This is a genomic window from Lacrimispora sp. (assembly GCF_047605665.1).
Taxonomy (GTDB): Bacteria; Bacillota; Clostridia; order Lachnospirales; family Lachnospiraceae; genus Lacrimispora.
Window position 1 is genome coordinate 76,827 of sequence record NZ_JASGFH010000003.1, and the last position, 20,183, is coordinate 97,009.

General features: G+C 46.9%; 20 protein-coding genes. 16 read left to right on the forward strand and 4 right to left on the reverse strand.

All coding sequences use genetic code 11. The features are described from left to right. Positions 1 to 8: 8 nt before the first annotated feature. Positions 9 to 1,193, reverse strand: coding sequence for a GGDEF domain-containing protein (locus QM657_RS02955; RefSeq protein WP_415065038.1), 1,185 nt, complete (start codon positions 1,191 to 1,193; stop codon positions 9 to 11). 372 nt (positions 1,194 to 1,565) lie between these two features. Here QM657_RS02955 and QM657_RS02960 point away from each other — a divergent pair, with 372 nt between their 5' ends. The 5 genes from QM657_RS02960 to QM657_RS02980 are packed head-to-tail and all read left to right on the forward strand — an operon-like array spanning position 1,566 to position 6,914. After that, entirely contained in the window at positions 1,566 to 3,458 is a 1,893-nt protein-coding gene (locus QM657_RS02960; RefSeq protein WP_415065039.1) for a BglG family transcription antiterminator, read from the forward strand. Positions 3,459 to 3,486: 28 nt separating this feature from the next. After that, on the forward strand, positions 3,487 to 3,822 hold the full coding sequence (locus tag QM657_RS02965) for a PTS sugar transporter subunit IIB (RefSeq protein WP_415065040.1): 336 nt from the start codon (positions 3,487 to 3,489) through the stop codon (positions 3,820 to 3,822). Beyond that, positions 3,819 to 5,051: a PTS transporter subunit EIIC gene (locus QM657_RS02970; RefSeq protein WP_415065041.1), complete on the forward strand. Its 1,233-nt coding sequence runs from the start codon at positions 3,819 to 3,821 to the stop codon at positions 5,049 to 5,051. The genes QM657_RS02965 and QM657_RS02970 overlap by 4 nt, the downstream gene beginning before the upstream one ends. Positions 5,052 to 5,075: 24 nt before the next feature. Beyond that, complete coding sequence (locus QM657_RS02975) at positions 5,076 to 5,432, forward strand: PTS lactose/cellobiose transporter subunit IIA (RefSeq protein WP_415065042.1); 357 nt, start codon at positions 5,076 to 5,078, stop codon at positions 5,430 to 5,432. 30 nt (positions 5,433 to 5,462) lie between these two features. Next, on the forward strand, positions 5,463 to 6,914 hold the full coding sequence (locus QM657_RS02980; protein WP_415065043.1) for a glycoside hydrolase family 1 protein: 1,452 nt from the start codon (positions 5,463 to 5,465) through the stop codon (positions 6,912 to 6,914). A gap of 70 nt (positions 6,915 to 6,984) precedes the next feature. Here the strand turns inward: QM657_RS02980 and QM657_RS02985 are convergent, their stop codons facing one another. Beyond that, complete coding sequence (locus tag QM657_RS02985; protein ID WP_415065044.1) at positions 6,985 to 7,533, reverse strand: beta-class carbonic anhydrase; 549 nt, start codon at positions 7,531 to 7,533, stop codon at positions 6,985 to 6,987. Between the two features lie 47 nt (positions 7,534 to 7,580). Further along, a complete protein-coding gene (locus tag QM657_RS02990) occupies positions 7,581 to 8,273 on the reverse strand; it encodes an MBL fold metallo-hydrolase (protein ID WP_415065045.1) in 693 nt (230 codons plus the stop codon). A 194-nt stretch (positions 8,274 to 8,467) separates the two neighbouring features. On the opposite strand from QM657_RS02990, the gene QM657_RS02995 reads away from it, so the two are divergent. Next, on the forward strand, positions 8,468 to 8,617 hold the full coding sequence (locus QM657_RS02995; protein ID WP_415065046.1) for a hypothetical protein: 150 nt from the start codon (positions 8,468 to 8,470) through the stop codon (positions 8,615 to 8,617). A gap of 26 nt (positions 8,618 to 8,643) precedes the next feature. Further along, positions 8,644 to 8,883, forward strand: coding sequence for a hypothetical protein (locus QM657_RS03000; RefSeq protein ID WP_415065047.1), 240 nt, complete (start codon positions 8,644 to 8,646; stop codon positions 8,881 to 8,883). 86 nt (positions 8,884 to 8,969) lie between these two features. Here the strand turns inward: QM657_RS03000 and QM657_RS03005 are convergent, their stop codons facing one another. Further along, a complete protein-coding gene (locus QM657_RS03005) occupies positions 8,970 to 9,986 on the reverse strand; it encodes a metal ABC transporter substrate-binding protein (protein WP_415065048.1) in 1,017 nt (338 codons plus the stop codon). Positions 9,987 to 10,137: 151 nt separating this feature from the next. On the opposite strand from QM657_RS03005, the gene QM657_RS03010 reads away from it, so the two are divergent. The 9 genes from QM657_RS03010 to QM657_RS03050 all read left to right on the forward strand — a co-directional run bounded on the left by QM657_RS03010 (position 10,138) and on the right by QM657_RS03050 (position 20,155). Next, positions 10,138 to 10,815 (forward strand): metal ABC transporter ATP-binding protein, encoded by a 678-nt coding sequence (locus QM657_RS03010; RefSeq protein WP_415065049.1) that lies wholly within the window; start codon positions 10,138 to 10,140, stop codon positions 10,813 to 10,815. Beyond that, on the forward strand, positions 10,802 to 11,623 hold the full coding sequence (locus QM657_RS03015; RefSeq protein WP_415065050.1) for a metal ABC transporter permease: 822 nt from the start codon (positions 10,802 to 10,804) through the stop codon (positions 11,621 to 11,623). Before QM657_RS03010 ends, QM657_RS03015 begins: the two co-directional genes overlap by 14 nt. A gap of 182 nt (positions 11,624 to 11,805) precedes the next feature. Further along, complete coding sequence (locus QM657_RS03020) at positions 11,806 to 12,219, forward strand: Fur family transcriptional regulator (RefSeq protein WP_415065051.1); 414 nt, start codon at positions 11,806 to 11,808, stop codon at positions 12,217 to 12,219. A gap of 38 nt (positions 12,220 to 12,257) precedes the next feature. Further along, complete coding sequence (locus QM657_RS03025) at positions 12,258 to 13,223, forward strand: CobW family GTP-binding protein (protein ID WP_415065052.1); 966 nt, start codon at positions 12,258 to 12,260, stop codon at positions 13,221 to 13,223. A 1-nt stretch (position 13,224) separates the two neighbouring features. Next, positions 13,225 to 14,799: a permease gene (locus QM657_RS03030; protein ID WP_415065053.1), complete on the forward strand. Its 1,575-nt coding sequence runs from the start codon at positions 13,225 to 13,227 to the stop codon at positions 14,797 to 14,799. A 1-nt stretch (position 14,800) separates the two neighbouring features. Next, complete coding sequence (locus tag QM657_RS03035; protein ID WP_415065055.1) at positions 14,801 to 15,691, forward strand: TIGR03943 family putative permease subunit; 891 nt, start codon at positions 14,801 to 14,803, stop codon at positions 15,689 to 15,691. Positions 15,692 to 16,054: 363 nt separating this feature from the next. Then, positions 16,055 to 17,272, forward strand: coding sequence for an ROK family transcriptional regulator (locus QM657_RS03040; RefSeq protein ID WP_415065056.1), 1,218 nt, complete (start codon positions 16,055 to 16,057; stop codon positions 17,270 to 17,272). A gap of 67 nt (positions 17,273 to 17,339) precedes the next feature. Next, positions 17,340 to 18,908, forward strand: a complete 1,569-nt coding sequence (locus tag QM657_RS03045; RefSeq protein ID WP_415065057.1) for an ATP-binding cassette domain-containing protein — start codon at positions 17,340 to 17,342, stop codon at positions 18,906 to 18,908. Continuing rightward, on the forward strand, positions 18,905 to 20,155 hold the full coding sequence (locus QM657_RS03050; RefSeq protein WP_415065058.1) for a sugar ABC transporter permease: 1,251 nt from the start codon (positions 18,905 to 18,907) through the stop codon (positions 20,153 to 20,155). Before QM657_RS03045 ends, QM657_RS03050 begins: the two co-directional genes overlap by 4 nt. Positions 20,156 to 20,183 lie beyond the last annotated feature (28 nt).

The following is a 20,183-nucleotide window of genomic DNA, read 5'->3' on the forward strand; positions in this document are numbered from 1 at the left end:
AAATGAATTCAAACCCCGGAATCTTTCGATTTCACCACTTCCACCCGGTTTCGCCCATTCCGTTTTGCCGCGTAAAGGGCATCGTCACTCAGTTTATACAGGGTGTATATAGAAGTGTTTTCATCAGGCGTAACGGTGACCATTCCTATGCTTATGGTGAACTTTACAATCTGGCCTGCACCCACATCAATGGAAGCATTTTCTACGGCCTTTCTCAATCTCTCTGCCGTTTCAAAAGCTGCTCCTTCACCGGTTCCCGGAAGCAGTACCGTAAACTCTTCTCCCCCAAACCTTCCAAACAGATCGTATTGGCGCAATTGGCCTTTTATGAGCATGGCAAATTCCTTCAAAATATGATCGCCTGCAGAATGGCCATAAACATCATTGATTCTTTTAAAATTGTCCAGGTCAATAAGGAAAAGAGAAATGGGTTCTCTTTTTCTCGCGTACAGCGCAATACTCTTTTTACCCTGGGATAAGAACTCCCTGCGGGTGAATATATCCGTCAGCTCATCATACGTTGCCACCTTAACTAATTCCATATCTGATTTTTCCTTTGCAATCAGGATAAAGCCAATATTTCCGATCAGCATGATCAGATACAGGAAGATATAAAATGAAACATTGTATATGTTATTGGTCATAAGCTGCATGGACTCACCCAGCTTAAATCCCATATAGCCTCTTACAACGAGTAAAAGGAGCTCTGCCGTATAGATAAAGGCAACCGTCTTTTGCAAAACAGAAGAATTTTTATCCGTTAACAGGATATAGATCGGGTAAAACCACAGCATGACCCCGCTGATGGACATGATGGAAACCCTTATACCGGCTATATCATGCAGCAGTAAGGCCAGATGAAGCAAAATGATTGAAATGGCAGCAATGATAAAATATCTCCTTTTTATCACTTTGCTGTAACGTTCTTTTATGCTCAAAAAAGCGGTGCTCTGCAGAACCTGGGCGACAACCAGGAACGAATTGCCGATTGAAATGGATACAAACGTATTGATCATGCCCCGCATGCCAAGGAGAGTCCATGCGCAGGTATCAAACAGTCTTGCAAATAAGAATATATATAAGGAAGAATCTTTTTTATGCTGGGTCATGTAAGCAATGCCCAGTATTCCTGAAAAAAGATGTCCCAAAACAATGGTGAATATAAGAGTTTCTACATTAAAGTTTAAGCTCATCTTATGACTCCTCATCCTCATATTGAAGTTTCATTCTTAAAGTATAAACGATCATCATTTTAAAGCGGGCCGGACATGAAACTTTCAGTTTTTATTCATTTCATGCCTTGCATATTTTCTAATCTTCTTATTGTTTGTATCGTATATATTATAATCTATAATTACACATACTAAAAGCTAAAAATGTTTTTTCTGAACTTTGTCACACACATATAAATAATAAGTGCGTATAATCCGAGTAATCTTTTCCACTTTATAATGGAAAAAACGGAAATTGATCCGCCAATTTCAAGGTGCTATACTGAGATCATCAATAAGGTAAGACTGCAGTTATAAATATGTTGATAATTTGGTATACGGAGGGGGATGCAAGTGGATGGACGACTGGGTACATTGTTGGCTAACCTTTCAGAGGATAAGTTCATAACGATCGATGAACTCGCCTTAAAGCTTCAACTGAGCCATAGAACTATCAGAAGCCTGATTAGCCAATTGGAACAAATGCTGTACGGAAATGGCGCCTCAATCGGACGGCAGAGAAACAAGGGGGTGTGCCTTCATATAACAGGCAGGGAACTATATCAGGAATTTTGCAGGAAAGAAACGCCTTCCTCGGTTCCCGATTCCGGAGAACAGAGAATGGAGTACGTGCTGGCGCTGCTTTTCCAGACTCCGGATTACATAAAAACAGAGACTCTCTGCGACCAGTTATTTGTATCAAGAAAAACCATATCCCTTGATTTAAAAAGCGTGGAAAAATTCCTGAACCGCCATCATATATCTCTGGAAAGAAAGCCTTACTATGGGCTGAAAATGAAAGGAACTGAGTTTTCCTTCCGTTTGTGCCTGAGTGCCATATTTTATGAATTAAGGGATGTGTGGTTCGGGAAAATCTATGAAACATTTGAGGATTCCGAAATAATAAGAAAACAGGTTTTAGACAGCATCCATAAAAGGGGATATACCATTTACGAAACGGATACTTCCAACATTGTTCTTCAAATTCAGATCGCTCTTTACCGGTGGAAGATGGGGTGTAAAATCACCATGGAAGAGGTTGACAGCAAAGAGTGGCTGCAGGAGGGAGACATTCAGGTAGCGCAAATGTGCAGTCTGGGTTTAGAACATGCTTTGGGAATATGCTTTCCGGTTCCGGAGGTCAAGTATATTGCCATTCATTTGTCAGGGAAAAAGAAGCTGCTCGCCGGTGAAAATGGAAATGTGGTCATTGATATGGAGATAAACCAGTTGGTGAATGAAATGCTGGAAAATGTTTATCAGGTATTCCAGTTGGATTTCAAATCAGATTTTGATTTAAGCACATCACTGAGACAGCATATGGTGTCTTTGCGGATCAGACTTCAATACCATTTAAAACTGGAAAATCCCATGTTAAAGGAAATCAAGGAGGTATACAGCTTCCCCTACGCAGTGGCGGCACAGGCTGCCACCGTGTTATCTGAATATTTTCACGTCATCGTATCAGAGGATGAGATTGGCTACCTGGCGTTATGCTTTGCTCTTTCTCTGGAGCGAAACAAGAAAAAAAAGAAACGTAACATTTTGCTGGTGTGTGCATCGGGGCAGGGAAGCGCCAGGCTGTTTGAATACAGGTTTAAGGAATTATTTGAAGGGTATTTAAACAGGGTGGAAATCTGCGATATCGGTTCACTGCCGGACAAGGACTTCCATGGTGTGGATTATGTGTTTTCTACGGTTCCCATCACGGTCCCGGTTCCGGTTCCCATTTATCAGGTGCAGTATTTCTTTGACAGGCACAATATCAGACAGGTAAAGCGGGTTTTAGAAGATAATCAGCCGGACACCATAAAACAGTATTTTTCAGAGGATTTATTCTTTGTGGATGTGGAGGGAGACAGCCGGGAAGAAGTGATTCGCAAGATGTGCCGGCGCATTGGAATGGTGCGTCAGTTACCGGAGGAATTTGAAGCAAGTGTTTTATACAGGGAAACCATTATGCAGACGGATTTTTGCGGCCAGATCGCAATTCCGCATCCTTATAAACCTTTGACTGATGAAACCTTTGTATGCGTGGCAATTTTGAACAAACCTGTGCGGTGGTATCTTTGCGATGTGCAGGTGGTATTTTTACTGTCTATTTCAACTCAAAAAGAAAACCTGGAAGCTTTTTACATGACAGCGCCTCAGTTTATGATGGATGAGAGCTTCATCAGACGGCTGATCCGGGAAAAACGTTATGAAACATTAATGGACATCATTGACACGGTAGAGAATTGCCAATGATGCTGACGGATAACGTCAGGAAGGAGAAATGATGAGTACATTAAGAGTGTTATTATGCTGCGGAGCAGGCTTTTCCAGCGGTTTTCTGGCTCAGAAAGCGAGACAGGCTGCAAAGAAAAGAAAACTGGACATGTCGATTGATGCCAGAAGTGAAAGCGTCATCACCGAATACGCAAACAAAATGGATGTTTTATTGGTAGGGCCTCATTATGAAGGAGCTCTGGCCAAGCTGAAAGAAGAGTATGAACCGCGGGGAATCAAGGTGAAATTAATTCCAGCTCATATTTATTCCGCTTTAGATGGAGAAGAACTGGTAAATCTGGCTCTTTTGGCAGAAAGTGAAAAAGGAGGAACATTGGCATGAACGGATTGATGGAATGGTTATCGAATGTATTCGCTCCAAAGGCCAGAAAGGTGTTCGCTAATCCATGGATTGATGCGGTGGCGAGTACCATGAAAAAAGTGCTTCCTTTCATTTTGGCAGGCTCCCTGATCTTTTTTTACAATGTATTCCGGTCCTATCTGGCTTTTTTACCGAATCTGAGTGTCATTGCTAACTATACCTTCGGATTCCTGGCCGTATTTGTCGTATTTATTATGACCCATGAAGCCATGATTAAGCTGCATCATGAGCAGTATCAGATCAATGCTTCCCTGACTGCAATCGCCGCTTATTTCCTGTTCTGCCAGCCCAAGGTGGTGGATGGAGTCTTTCAGATTGCCAACGCAAGAATCGGAGCCGCCGGTATTATGTTTGCATTGGTGGTAGGTATTTACGTGTCCCTTGTATTTCACTTTTATGCAAAGCTTCACGTATTGGAAAACAATGTGACCCTTCCTGACTTTGTCAGTGAATGGATCAACAATATCATCCCCATTACCATAACCCTGGGAATTGCCATGGTACTGAGCAATGTGCTGGGACTGGACTTTTACCAGTTAATTGTGAACCTCTTTATGCCGTTACAGCAAGGGGCTCAGACCCTGCCCGGATTTATTCTGCTTTGTTTTATTCCGGTTATCTTTTACTCCATGGGAATTTCCAGTTGGGTATTCAATGCGGTGACTACGCCCATCTTTATAGCCGCTATTGCAGAAAATATAGCTGCAGTGGCAGCAGGAGGAGTCCCGGTAAACATCGCTACCAGCGAAGCTGTTTTTACAGCGGCATTGATCACCATGGGCGGCAGAGGAGGAACCCTTCCCCTCAATGTGCTGATGCTCAAATCAAAATCAAAAAAGCTTAGAACCATGGGGAAAATTTGTATCGGTCCGTCTCTGTTTAATATTAATGAACCGCTGATGTTTGGGGCTCCGGTGGTATTCAATCCCCTGCTCATGCTTCCCATATGGATCAACAGCATTGTCGGTCCCGCCGTTGTCTGGCTCACCATGCATTTTGGCCTTTTGAATATACCGTCAAAGATGATACAGGTGGGACAGATTCCGGCACCGTTTTCCAGCGTCATGATTACAGAGGACTGGCGGGCTTTACCGGTGTATGCCGTATTATTTATCCTGTATCTTATGACCTGGTATCCGTTTTATAAGGTATATGAAAAACAGTGTATAGAGGAAGACGGGGTTCAGTAAATAAAAAATCTGAGGAGTTAATTTATGGAAAAAGCGTTGTATAAGGATGAAGACAAGGTAGTAAAAGTGGCGATGGAGATTGTGATTGCAGCAGGAGAAGCCAGAAACAAGGCTGGAAAGGCTTTGGACTATGTGGAAGCCTTTGATTTTGAACAGGCAAAAAAACATCTGGAGGAAGCCAGGAAAGACATATTAAAAGCCCACAATGCCCAGACTGATATGATTCAGGCTGAAATTTCAGGAGAAGAATCCATACCGCCAAGCCTGCTGTTTAACCATGCACAGGACACATTGATGACGATTATGACAGAGGTGAACTTAACGGAAAAGATGATCATGTTGTTTGAGAAATTTTATAAAAAAATGGAAGAAGGCACTTGAAAACAGTACATAAATAAGGAGATTATCAGAATGAATCATCAAAAACAGAAGCAAATGCCGGAAGGCTTTTTATGGGGAGCCTCTACAAGCGCTTATCAGGTGGAGGGAGCTGTCGAAGAAGACGGAAAGAAGCTGTCCCAGATGGATATATTAAACCGGGATACGGGTTTTTCTGATGCCAGCGTTGCCAGTGATCATTACCATCGGTATAAAGAGGACATCGCATTGATGAAGGAGTGCGGCTTTAATGCTTACCGTTTTTCCTTTTCCTGGTCCAGAATCTTCCCTGATGGCGTGGGAGAGGTGAATCCAAAGGGAATTGCATTTTATGACGATTTGATCGATGAACTACTGCGCAATGGCATCACTCCGGTCCCAACCATTTACCATTATGATATGCCTATGGCCCTGGTGGAAAAATACGATGGCTGGGTCAGCCGGCAGAGTGTGGAAGATTTCGCTGCTTACGGGGAGTATTTGATTTTAAGATATGGTGACAGGATCAAAGACTGGCTGATTATCAATGAACAGAGCATCATCGTGGAGTTCTGGAAAAAGAAAAATTATATTCCTTCAAAATACCATGACAATCCCCAGATGAAGTTTCAGATCAATCACCACATGAACCTGGCCCAGGCAAAGGTGAGCCAGATGATCCATAAGCATGTAAAGGATGGACGGTCAGGGTCAGCAATCGGGTACTCCCCTGTCTATGGACTGGACTCTTCTCCTAAAAACATGCTGGCAATGTTAAATGCGGAAGACTTAAAAAACCATTTCTTCCTGGATATCTACTTCAAGGGGGATTATGCGGTTGGGGCTTTGAATTATCTCAAAGAGCAGCAGCTTGCACCGGTGATTGAGGAAGGGGACATGGAAATCATAAAAGATGGCTGTCTGGATTTTCTGGGAGTCAACTATTATGCCAGCAAATGTGTGAAATACCCTGACAGTGAGAAAAATCATCTGGTAGAAGCAAAAAGCAATTTGAAAGGGCAAAAAGGCGCCATGGGCGCTTATGAGGTGATGCCTGATTTTTATGAGTATATGAAAAACCCCAATGCAGATACCAATGACTGGGATTGGACCGTTGATCCCGATGGTATGGAATATTTGCTGCGGGATATTTATGAAAGATATGGCATACCCATGATGATTACGGAAAATGGCCTGGGCGCCAGGGACGAACTGGAAAGCGATGGAAGCATCCATGATGATTACCGCATCGATTACTGGCAGAAGCATTTAAGAGCCATACACCGGGCGGTGGAGTTAGGTGTAAAGGTGGAAGGCTTCCTCCCATGGTCATTTGTGGACGTGCTCAGCACCAGCAACGGATACCAGAAGCGCTATGGACTTGTCTATATCAATCGCAATGACGAGGACTTAAAAGACTTGAAGCGAATGAAAAAAGACAGTTTTCACTGGTATCAAAAGGTCATTGAAAGCAATGGTGCCTTTGCGCTGGAGCAGGATAATTGACAGAATAAGTCTTCACTGATACTTGATTTACCTATAAATGGCAGATTCTTCGGAATCTGCCATTTGCACGTTACAGGGCATCAACTCTTTTTAACTCTCCCGTTACAGAATCTATGATCAGGCCGTATACCTTTATTTCTTCCGGAATCAGGGGATGCTTTCGTATCAGCTCCACCGTCTTATTAATAGAAACACCCAGGTCCTTAAAACCGGACAGCCATGAATCGAAATCAATTCCATAGTATTTTATCATATCAATGTTCTTCTGCCTGATCCCATGGTATTTCATTTTTTCGATCATTTTGTCGCTGTCCGTATACATGGCTCCGCAGTCCGTATGGCCGATTACGAGAATTTCCTGAATGCCTAATTCGTAAATGCCGATCAGCAGGCTTCGCATGACGCTTCCAAAGGGATGGGATATAAGCCCGCCTGCATTTTTGATGATCTGGGCATCGCCGTTTTTTATGCCCAGGGCGCAGGGCAGCAGTTCCGTCAGTCTGGTATCCATGCAGGTGATGATCGCAACTTTTTTATCCGGATACTTGCTGGTGACATATTTTTCGTAGCCTTTGTCTTCCACAAAGGCTTTATTATATTGCAGTATTTCATCGATCATAATTGATTCTTTCTCCTTTTATCCATTATATCCCTGAAAAGAAGGGATTAAAGAATCAGGACGCCTCCATGATAACAGATCATTTCTTTTGCCCCGTATGCTTTTATTTTTTCCAGGGAGACTTCCGCTTCTGTTAAGTTCAGTGCATACTGGGGATTTGCAACAATCGGCTCTCCGTGGTCAAGTGCTGCTGCATCTCCTGTAATCATCACCTTTTCCTCATTTACAAAAACAGAAATGTGGCCCGGTGTATGGCCCGGCGTTCCCACGATGGTACAGCCTCCGCACCAGTCAAAAACATCTCCATCGCATACTTCCAAATCCACCGGAACGGTCCGGACACTTTTTAAAAGATTGCAAAAGGCCAGACCAAACTGCTTTTGATCTTCCGGCAGCTCAGACTGCATTTCTTCCGCCTGTTCCAAACGCAGGGACTTTAATTCACCGGAAATATAGGGCGATTCTTCTTTCCCCGCAACAACCTGTACGCGGGGATATTCCTGCTTTAATTCCCATAGTCCGCCCATATGGTCGTGATCCTGATGGGTGATCAAAACATGGGTTAAATCTGCGCAGTTGAGGTTTTTTTCTTCCATGGCCTGTTTGATGGCAGAGAAAAAACCGGTATATCCGCAGTCAATCAGGACCATATTTTTATCATCCATTAATACAACCGGATGGATTATCTCTTTATTTTCACCAAATGTGAGTGTGGTAGTTAAAACAATGATTCTATTCATTTTCAGACTCCTTATATTCTTTAAACTGACAGGGGCTTGCAGCAAGCCGCTCCTTTCGCATCTTCATTATACTTGAAGCCGCCTCAAACTTGCAACTGGAAATACAATTCTCACGTAACCATTTCCCGCTGCACCTTTGAATAATATTCCTCTGCCTGCAAATAATAATCCCATCAATATGAAGGAGAATGATTATGGCAAAAGATTCGCAGCTTGACCCAAAACCGATTCGCAAGCAAAAAGCCAATGGAGGCCCTACCATGGCTGAAAGCGCATTAGACGGAGAAGGCCGGAACAATAAGAAGCAGTCCGGCAGCCGCCACAAACCCGGCAACGACAAATAAGCCTTCCACGCAAAGGAGCAGACGAAATGAACCGTGATAAACTCATAGCCCAGGTAAAAGACGAGTATGCACGAATTGCCTCTTGTGAATCCCGGCAAAACTTCCAGCAAAGCACAGCGGAGCTCACACCGGAGGCCTATTATGAAAACCTGTTAACCAAGGCCGTAAACGAGATCAACAGAGGCACCTTTGACCATTTCAAATCCGGAGAGGAAGTCGTAACTGCCATTGCAAACAATAAAAACTGGCTTTCTGACTGGAAATAGCACATACCTCCAATAAAAACCGCAGCCCTCTCTATAAAGGACTGCGGTTTTTATGATACACATGTATATTTACGGCTGCTGCCCGCTTATGAATTTCCGGTCAGGCTGTTATAAATTTTAGACAGGTTGCTTTCCATCCGCTCCAGATATGTCAGATCATCCTGGGCGCTTTCCATGGTATAGGCGGTCTCCACCGCTGCGCCGACTTCATTTGCCAGGGTCTGGGAAACTGCGGGGCTCACCATCTCTTCTGCAAAAATGGTGGTTACGTTGTTTTCCCTGCAATACTCAACCAACTGGGCCAGCTGCTGGGCGGAGGGCTCCCCTTCTGCAAAAATATCTCTTACGCTGTTTTGCTCCAGACCGAAGTCCCGGCAGAGATATCCAAAAGCGGCATGACCGGTCACAAAGGTCTTTTTCTCCGCGGACTGGAACTTGCCGTTATATTCATTATAGAGACTTTCCAGCCGGGAAATGTAGTCGCTGCTGTTTTTCTCGTAATACTCCTTATTGTCCGGGTCAGCCTGGACAAGAGCATCCTTGATGTTCTTCACTTCCGTCTGCGCGCCCTTTAAGCTCAGCCACAGATGAGGGTCGTACTTCCCGTGAGAATCTTCGTCTTCCCCCTCTTCGTGGTCTGCCTCTTCTTCATGGTCATCAGACGCCGCTTCCCGTTCAATGAAATCAGCCCCCTTGGACGCTTCCACAACGATCAGCTCCGTGTTATTGACAGCAGAAACCGCTTCTTCCACCCAGCCTTCCATTCCAAGACCATTATACACAAAAACCTTAGCAGCGCTTATTCCTGCCAGGTCCTGAGCCTTCGGTTCAAAATCGTGGGCTTCTGTTCCTGCCGGAATAACGGTTGAAATTTCAACTTTATCCTGTCCTACAGCCGCAACAAATTCCTTCATGGCGTCAAAGGTGACAGTAACCTTGATCCTGGTCTCCTGCTCTGCACTCGTCTGTTCTGCGCTGCTCTCCGCCTTACTGCTCTCTCCTGCCGCAGTTGCGGAAGCGCTCTCCTGATTATTATTGCTGCAGCCTGAAACGTTCACCGCCGCAATCAGACACAGCAGCATGGCTGCCCATTTTTTTAACATAACAATATCCCTCCTAAATTTCACTTGCAAATGGTTCTTATTTGCATTTATAATATATGATAGCGACTCAGGATATATTTGTCAAGTGCAAATGAATCGCATTTGCAACAACAAATGAGTTAATAATTCTCATTTAGAAAGGGTATTACTTATGATCAAAGCAGAAAATCTCTTTTTTTCTTATACAGGTTCGCCGCCCTATGTGCTGGGAGGCATGGATCTGGAAATACGGGATGGCGAGTACGTTTCCGTTGTGGGGGAAAACGGCAGCGGAAAAAGCACGCTGATGCGGCTGATATTGAAATTCATAAAACCGGCCTCCGGCACCATTGTGACGGAGGCAAAACGGATCGGATACGTTCCCCAGAAAAATGATTTCTCAAATTCAGGCTTTCCCATTACCGTATATGAAGTATTGGATTCATACCGCAGATTATTAAAAATCAAAAACAAAAGCGCCGTATGGGAAGCCCTTGAACAAGTTGGAATGTCCGGTTTCTCAGGCTCTCTCATGGGCAACCTGTCCGGAGGGCAGAGCCAGAAAATACTGATTGCGCGGGCGCTCATGGGAAGGCCGGAGCTGCTGGTTCTCGACGAGCCTTCCACCGGAGTGGATATCAGCAGCCAGAATGAAATCTATGGCTTTTTAAAGAGGATAAACAAGGAAAAGGGAATGACCATTGTTTCCGTAGAACACAATCTGGATGCCGCCATTTCAAACTCAACCCTGATCTATCATCTGGTCGGCGGCCAGGGGCACCTCTGCTCCCCTCATAAGTATGCAGATGAATTCTTGAAAAACAGGGGGGAAAACGATGGAAATATTTAGTTACAGCTTCATGCAGAACGCGATTTTCGTTTCCGTGTTCATTTCGATTTTATGCCCCTGCATCGGAATATTTCTGGTGCTCAGGCGCTATTCCATGATCGGGGACACACTGTCCCATGCCTCCTTGGCAGGCGTCACCATCGGTCTGCTGACCGGGCAGAATCCCATACTGGGGGCCTTCATCTTCACCTCCATATGCGGCGCATTGATCGAATTTCTGCGCAGCTATTTTAAAAAGCATACGGATTTGATTCTCTCCATCGTGCTTTCCTTAAGCGTGGGAACCGCCATCACCATCATAAGCTCCGGAAAGCTTCATGCCAATGCGGATTCCTTCATGTTTGGAAGCATTTTAACCGTATCCCGGCTGGATATGATCATGATTTTAATTCTCAGCGCCATTTCCGTCCTGACTCTGATCCTTTTATACCATCAGATGATTTATATTGCCTATGACGAGGAGGCTGCTAAAGTGGCAGGCGTAAGGGTCCGGCTGATCAACTACGTTTTTTCCATCCTTGTGGCTTCTGCCATTTCCGTATCCATCAGAATCGTAGGCGTGCTGGTGCTCAGCTCCATGATCTCCCTTCCTGTGGCCACGGCCCTGCAGCTTGAGAAAGGGTTTAAAACGACCCTGATATTCTCCATCATTTTCAGTGTGGTTGACATCATGCTGGGGCTGTTCATCTCCTACTATCTCAATGTGGCCCCCGGCGGATTTACGGCCCTGGTTTCCGTTGCCGTTCTGGTGTCCGTCCTTTTGGGGAAAAAGCTGTACGGCTCTGTCCGCGCCGCCCGGAGCAGATAACTGGGCTTTAAAAAACTTGACTTCATGGCATCAGCCTTTTATAATGAATCTAAATGCGAATAAAACGCATTTGCACCTCATATATACAAAATAGAGAGCGCACTGCCGTTTTATTCATCAAACTTACACGAAACCACAGGAGCCGGGAAGGCCCTTGCAAAAAATCAAATGAGGTGAATAAAATGAATGAGATACAAAGCACCTGGCCTGCAGGAATAAAGAGAACGCGGCAGCGCGAAAGTGTCCTCTCCGTACTTGAGAATTCAGAAAGGCCTTTAACCGCTGCGGATATATGCGCTAAAATGGAAAAAGGCGGGGATGGGACCTGGATGTCCACAGTCTACCGGATTCTCGGCATTTTCGAAAAAAAGGGCGTAGTGATCAAAACCAATATGATGAACAATGAAATGGCAATGTATGAGCTGAACCGTTTTAAGCATAAACACTATGCGGTCTGTACAAGCTGCCATAAGATCATTTCCATGGATAACTGCCCTATGGAACAGTTTATTCCAAAGTTTGAAGACGAAGGCTTTTACGTCACCGGCCACAACCTGGAGGTATTCGGATTCTGCAAGGATTGTAGGCCCATGTGAGAGCTGCCTGAGTCAGTATTAATGTCAGGAGGAATTGCATGTCAACAGAAATATTTATAATCTCCGGCTTTCTGGGAGCGGGAAAAACCACTTTGATTCAAAAGCTTTTAAAAGAATCCTTTCAGAATGAGAAAATCGTGCTCATTGAAAATGACTTCGGCGATATCAGCGTCGATGCCGCCCTGCTGAAATCAGGCGGTATTGAGGTGAAGGAAATGAATTCCGGCTGTATTTGCTGCAGCCTTTCCGGTGATTTCATCAAAGCCTTAAAAGAGCTTTTAGACCGCTTTCAGCCCGGCAAAATCATCATTGAGCCTTCCGGTGTGGGCAAGTTATCGGATATCATAAAGGCCTGCTCAGACCCGCGCATCCTGCCCCTGGCTAAAATCAGGGCCAAAATCACAGTCGCAGATGTAAAGCGCTGTAACGTGTATCTTAACAACTTCGGTGAGTTTTTCGAGGACCAGATTAAAAATGCCGATACAATCCTTTTAAGCCGCACGGACGAATTTCCCGATAAAATAGATGGTGCCCAGAAACTCATCAAAGAGTTAAATCCCCTTGCAGCCATTTTTTCAAAACCCTGGGACCAGATCCCCGGAAATGAAATACTCCAGGGACGCCATGTACATACAAGCATCTGCAAATGCGAGTGCCGCAGCGCCCACGGCCATTTAAATCACGAACACATCCATGGCCACAATTGCTCCTGCGGCCATAATCATGCTGCGGAAGATGTCTTTGATACAGTGACCATCAGGACGAATCACGTATTCAGCATGGAGGACTTAAAGGCGCGGGTCTCCAATATGGAGCGAAACGCAAAAGGGACGGTTCTTCGCGCAAAGGGCATCGTCCGGGGCCCCGGCGGATATATCAATTTACAGTATCTGCCCGGCGACATCAAGATGACAGAGTCTGCTGCCAGAGGCGATATGGTCTGCATTATCGGCCGGGATTTAAACAGGCAGGAACTGTGCGCTTTATTTGGCGGGGAGCAGTGAGATGGAGATACCAGTTTATGCAGTGACCGGATTTCTCGATGCCGGAAAGACCACATTTCTTTGCACCCTGCTGAACAGGCAGGACTGGAAGGACATTAAGGTTCTCGTTGTGCAGTTTGAAAGCGGGGAAGAAGACTTTAAAAGCCGGCATGGCAGCTGTCACACCGTTTCTTTTCCCAAAAAGACCTTAGACCAGCAGCCAATGGAAGCGGTGGTTCAAATTTCGGAGCTTTTACAAGCCGATGATTATGATGAAATCTGGATTGAATGGAACGGCGTCGCCCCATTTTCCAGCCTCCAGGCTCTTCTGCTGCAGGAACCTCTCCGTGGCTTGTGCAGGCTTCAAAAAGTCATACACATTGCGGATGGCGCAGCCATCGAAGGCCTGCTTGGCCGGACAGGAGGCGCTTTGCCTGAGCAGATTGCAGGAAGTGATTTTGCCGTGGTCCGAAACGTCCGTACACGGGCTGACCGTAAGCGGCTTGGCCGCCTGTTAAACGGAATCAATCCGGGCATTGAAATATATGAAATAGAGGACTATGAAGATTTATACAGACCGCTTTTTAGAAGGCGGGAGCGGCCCGTCAACCTGTTTTTCCTGATCATCATCCTGCTGACAGCCCTTCATTTTGTCGCGCAGCCTGTTTTTGAAGCGTATGGGATTCCGGCCAATATGGTGATCAATGTATTTTTAGGGATCATCCTGCAGGCGGTTCCATTCCTGTTAATCGGCGTGCTTTTATCATCGGCCATTCAGATTTTTGTGCCTCAGAGCTTCATTGAACGCAGATTTCCCAAATCCCTGGGCGCAGGTATGGCGGTGGCTGTTTTGGGAGGTTTCTGCCTTCCGGTCTGCGACTGCGCTTCTATCCCCATCTTCCGCAGCCTGGTGAGAAAGGGAATTCCCCTTCCCGTGGCAGTTACCTTTATGGCAGCCACGCCGGTGATCAATCCTGTGGTCATTCTATCCACCTATTACGCCTTCAGCGGCAATATGACCGTTGTGCTTGGCCGGGTCTGCCTTGGGATCATAGCTGCCGTTATGATCGGACTGTTCTTTTCTGTCTGGCCGCCCAAAGGCGGAGCACTGTCAGGGGGCGCGCTGGACCGGCTCATGTGCAGCTGCGGCTGTTATGAGGATGCGGAATCAGTCACCGCTTTGTCCGGAAAGCTCAGCCTGTTTATCCGCCATTCCCAGGCGGAGTTTTTCAGCGTGGGGAAATATCTGGTGATCGGAACCTTTATCGCTTCTGTTTCCCAGGTGCTGGGAACGGGAATATTTACCTCAGCCCAAAAGGGGGCCGGGCTGGCTGTTTCCATCATCATTATGATGGCAATGGCTTTCGTCCTCTCTCTCTGTTCCTCATCTGACGCCGTCATCGGACGCAGCTTTGCCAGTCAGTTTCCGATGGGGGCGATCATGGGCTTTCTCGTGTTCGGGCCAATGATGGACATTAAAAATGTGATGATGCTCTCTTCAGGGTTTTCCAAAAGCTTTATTGTGAGACTGTTGTTTACGGCGTTTATGGTATGCTTTGCCGTGGTCTTTTTGTTTGCCGGTTTAGGAGGGATATAACATGCGGGCAAGAGCGTTTAATCCCCAGATTTTTCTGGAACTTCTCTGTTACTGCCTCTTTGGGGGATCGATGCTGTACCTGGTGAACAGCGGAAAGTACCTTTCCTATGTTACGCCGAGAATGAAGCCCTATCTTTACTTTACAGCAGCCGTTATGCTGATATGGGTTTGCGTAAGCCTTTTTAAGCTGTTCCGCCCCCAGCATATTGTGCGCTCCTCCCACTGCTTTGTGCTGGCAATCCCTGTTTTGCTTCTTTTGCTTCCCCACGGCTCTTTGAACACTTCGGATTTTTCCAGCAATTACATCGGGGGAAATACTTTTTCCGGTAAAAATGGCGTAGCAGGTGTTCCGGCAGAGGAATACGGCAAAAGCAGCGCTGATCCGGCAGGGGGTCAAAGCGATGCGGCCCAGGCAGATATAGAGGTGCCAGGTTCCATCGACAGCACTGTCCCTGAAACCCAGCCTGATGCGGCGGGCCAGGGCTCTTTGGCCTATCTGCCCGGCCTGGATACGGCAAACAGGAAGATCACTGTTTCCGACGATTCTTTTGGCATGTGGCTTTCTGAAATATATATGAATATGAAGAAGTATGAAGGCTATACCATTACCATGACGGGATTTGTTTTTAAAGACCCGGAACTGCTTAATGAGGATGAGTTCGTACCTGCCCGCTTAATCATGTCCTGCTGCGTGGCTGACTTAGCTCCTGCGGGGATGATATGCAAGTACGATAAAGTCTCCGAGCTGGAAAACGATTCATGGGTAACGGTTGAAGGGACTATATTTATCGCAGAATACGAATATGAAGGACAGAAATACAGTGATCCTCAGATCAGGGCAGAAAAGATCACTCCTGCCCAGGAGGTAGAGGGATACGTCTATTCTTATTAGAACATGAACTGCAGCTTTCTCCCGCTTTCAAAATCATCTTTCCTGCTGTAATTTAAATATGCATTCCTGTATTCCGGCACCGGACTCAAGTTCTGGTGCCGGATTTTTATGTAAACGGAGGATTTCGCCTTAAAAGCGGTATTTCGCGCTTATTTGACCTATATGCTGTATTTAAATGACGCTTTAACGCGATACACATAGCACATTGACCAAATTGCAGCAAACATCTTTGTTATAATATACAATAATGCTTTAATTTTTCATAAAATAATTGACTAATATGTACTTTTGGTTTAATATATAAACAGAGTTAATGAATTAACGCAGGAATGATTGTTTTAAAGCAGAGGAAGAGGGCGGTCAATGAACATGCGAGACACAATAGGCAGCAACAACAGCGATTTGACTGAGATGAACCGCTCCGCTGTTGTAAAAATATTGCAGCAGCGAGAGGTCTGCTCGCGGGCGGACATCGCCAAGCAGATGGGCCTCACCCAGGCCTCCATCACGAAAATAGTGGCGGCCTTAATAGAAATGGGAATCGTATCCGAGGTTGGCAGCATGAAAGGCAGCGGCAACCGCCGTTCCATCGGGCTGAAATTAAATGCCGACAGGCACCAGATCATCGGAGTGAAGTTTGCAAGACATATGTTTGCAGTGGGCGTCTTCGATATTTCAGGGAAAATATACACCCAGACGGAAATCGAATACTCCCTTGAGCAAGACCAGAAATCCGTGCTTTCTGCCATGAAAAAGCAGATACACGACACTCTGGAAGAATATAAAAATGTGGTGGCTATCGGCCTCGCATTACCTGGGCCGTTTTTACAGGATGTAGGGCGCATTGCGGTGGTGACCCAGATGCCCACCTGGCACAATATCAACTTTATCGAAGAATTCAAGTACGAGTTTAACAAACCCTTCTTCTTCGTCCACGATGCCAACGCAGGAGCGCTGGCGGAATGGTGGTTCGGGGACCATGAAAGGCCTCTGCACACCCTGGCTTATTTTCTGGTAGGGGAAGGCGTAGGGTCCGGCATCATTGAGCGGGGCAACCTGCTGCTGGGCGTACAGGGCGCTGCCAGCGAAATCGGACATATCAGCGTGGATGTCAAGGGCACCCGCTGTGAATGCGGCAACTATGGCTGTCTGGAGCTGTACTGTTCGGCTCCTGCCATGATGAATAAGGCTCAGCAGCGTGTACCGGAATGCCTTTCCAAGGGACACCAGCAAAGCGCTGATGCCTGCAATGCCATATTTAAAGCAGCCCGCGGCGGCAATGCCGGGGCACTGGAGGTAGTGCGGGAAATAGCGGAATACATTGGCTACGGCTGCGTTACCCTGATCAATTCCTATAACCCCGATATCATTGTCATCGGTGACATTGCAGCACAGGGAGGGGACCTGCTGCTTCCTACGATTCAGGAAGTTGTAAAACAGCGGGTCATCTCTGAACTGAGTTCCAGGGTGCAGATCAAGATGTCCACCTTAAAGGTCGATCCCACTCTCTATGGCGCGGCGGCCATAGCAACGGATAAGGTGCTGCAGATGCCCAGTGCATTTTTAGCAGTAAAGGAATAGGAAAAGAGAAGGAACACATATAGCACAATACTTGCCTGCCAAAAGCAGGCATACAGGGAGGTAAGTTATGGAACATCCTTTAATCCTTCAGATGCAAGGCATTACCAAGGTATTTCCGGGAGTGCGGGCGCTGGATGACGTAACCCTGGAAGTGCACCAGGGCGACATTCACGCCATTTGCGGGGAAAACGGTGCCGGAAAATCAACCTTGATGAAGGTTTTGTCCGGCGTTTACCCTCACGGCACTTATGAAGGCCATATTATTTACAGGGGCAGTGAAATGGCCTTTAAAAACATCAAGGAATCGGAAAATGCCGGCATCGTAATCATTCACCAGGAACTGACCATGATTCCGGAGCTGTCTATCACGGAAAACATCTTTATGGGAAACGAAGTGGTAAAGCACGGCCTGATCGACTGGGACACTTCACGGCAGCGCACAGTGGAACTGCTTGCGCGGGTGGGTCTGACAGTCAATCCCGATACCTTAATCAAGCACTTGGGCGTAGGCCAGCAGCAATTGGTGGAAATCGCCAAGGCACTGTCCAAAAACGTCAAGCTGCTGATTCTCGACGAGCCCACTTCCGCCCTCAACGAGGACGATTCCGCAAACCTGCTGGACCTGATGCGGGACTTGAAAAAACGGGACATCACCTGTATCATGATTTCCCACAAGCTCAATGAGATTGCGGCAGTATCGGACGCTGTCACCGTAATCCGTGACGGCCACACCGTTGACACCTATGCTGTGGAAGCAGGACGGGTGGATGAAAACCGTATCATTCGCTCCATGGTGGGACGCTCCATCGAAAACCGGTATCCTGAACACGAATCCAATCCGGGAGAAGTCATTTTCGAGGTATCGGACTGGCGTGTGGAAGACCCCCATATTCCGGGGCGTCTGGTGTGCAAGGACTCCACCTTCTATGTAAGAGCCGGTGAAATCGTAGGATTTGCAGGTCTTATGGGAGCAGGAAGAACAGAGCTCATGCGGTCCATCTTCGGACGCAACTACGGCATTCACCTTGGCGGAACCATTAAAGTCAGAGGAAAGCAGGTCCGCATCACCTCCGTTGCCTCCGCCATCAGACAGGGCATTGCCTATGTGCCGGAAGACAGAAAGACCCTGGGTCTCAATCTGATCGACTCCATCCGCATGACCATCGTGTCGGCAAACCTAAAGGCGATTAAGCGGGGAGGGCTTCTGGACCCGGACAAAGAGTACCAGGCAGCCGAAAAGTACCGCCAGTCCTTAAGGATCAAGGCCCCCAGCGTGGGTATCGGCGTGAACACATTATCCGGAGGAAACCAGCAGAAGGTTGTTCTGGGCAAGTGGATGTTTACGGAGCCGGATGTCCTGATTCTCGATGAGCCTACCCGCGGTATTGACGTGGGCGCCAAGTATGAAATTTACCGCCTGATTCATGAGCTTGCGGATCAGGGAAAAGCGGTGGTAATGGTTTCCTCCGAGCTGCCGGAGCTGCTAGGCATGGCGGACCGGATATACACCATTTTCGAGGGAAGCATCACAGGCGAGGTAGAGCGCAGCGAGGCCGATCAGGTAAGGCTTATGAGAATGATGACAGACACCTCTGCGTCAGAATCTGAATCAGGAAAGGACGGAAATCCATCATGAAATATATTAAGCAAGTATTAGGCGGTGAACTTCGTCAGTATACCATGGTGATCGCCCTGGCGGCGCTTATCATCATCTTCAATATCACTTCAGGAGGAAGAATGGTTACTTCCTCTAACTTCCAGAACCTGCTGTCCGGCAATGCGTACGTACTGGTGCTGGCTATCGGAATGCTGATGGTCATTGTCATCGGACAGATCGATTTATCCGTTGGTTCTGTAGCAGGCTTCTCCGGAATGGTCATGGCTTTGGTAGCCAGAGATTTAAACTTTCCGTGGTGGCTCGCAGTTCTTGTCAGCCTTGCAATCGGCGTTGCAGCCGGAGCATGGCAGGGATTCTGGCTTTCCAGGCTTGGCATCCCAGGCTTTATCACCACATTGGGCGGCATGATGATCTTCCGCGGCGGCGTTATCTGGATATCCAAGTCCATTTCCGTGCCCGCACCGCCGCAGCTTAAATGGTTCGGCGCCGGATACCTGCCTGAATGGGGTCCTGCATTTACCGGAATGAACAATTCCACACTGCTGCTTGGAATCGTCGCAATCGCAGCTCTCGCTTACATACAGCTAAGACGGCATGCCCGTTCCGCCAGTCTCACCGGAGCAAAAGAGCCTATTTGGCCGGTTGCAGTAAGAATCGGTCTGGGCGGAGCCATCATCGGCTACTTTACCTGGCTGTTCGGCAGCGGACGCCCCGGAACATCATTTCCCGTTCCCGGTCTGATTCTGGTTATTTTAGTTATCATATACCACACCATCACCCAGCGCACCCAGTTTGGCCGCCACATCTACGCAGTGGGAGGCAACAAGAGCGCAGCCGCTCTCTCCGGTGTCAATGTTCAGAGAACTTATTTTCTCACCATGCTCAACATGTCATTCCTTGCAGCTTTGGCAGGAATCATGTTCGTGGGACGTTCCACGGCTGCCGGTCCTTCTGACGGAACCGGCTGGGAGTTAGATGCCATTGCATCCGTATTTATCGGCGGTGCAGCCGTTTCAGGCGGTATCGGTACAGTTCTCAACACCATGGTAGGCGGTATGGTAATGGCAGTTCTCAACTCAGGGCTCATGCTCATGGGTGTTGGAGCAGACCGCACCCAGGTTATTAAAGGTTTCGTATTATTGGCCGCTGTTGCTTTTGATGTTTACAACAAAGCACATGGCCGCCGTTCCATCATCGGAACATTATTTCCTGACAAGGAAAACAAATCCAAAGAAGGTAAGCCAACCGGCGGTGATTCGCAATAAACCGCAGGTCTGGGCCTTATATAGTCGA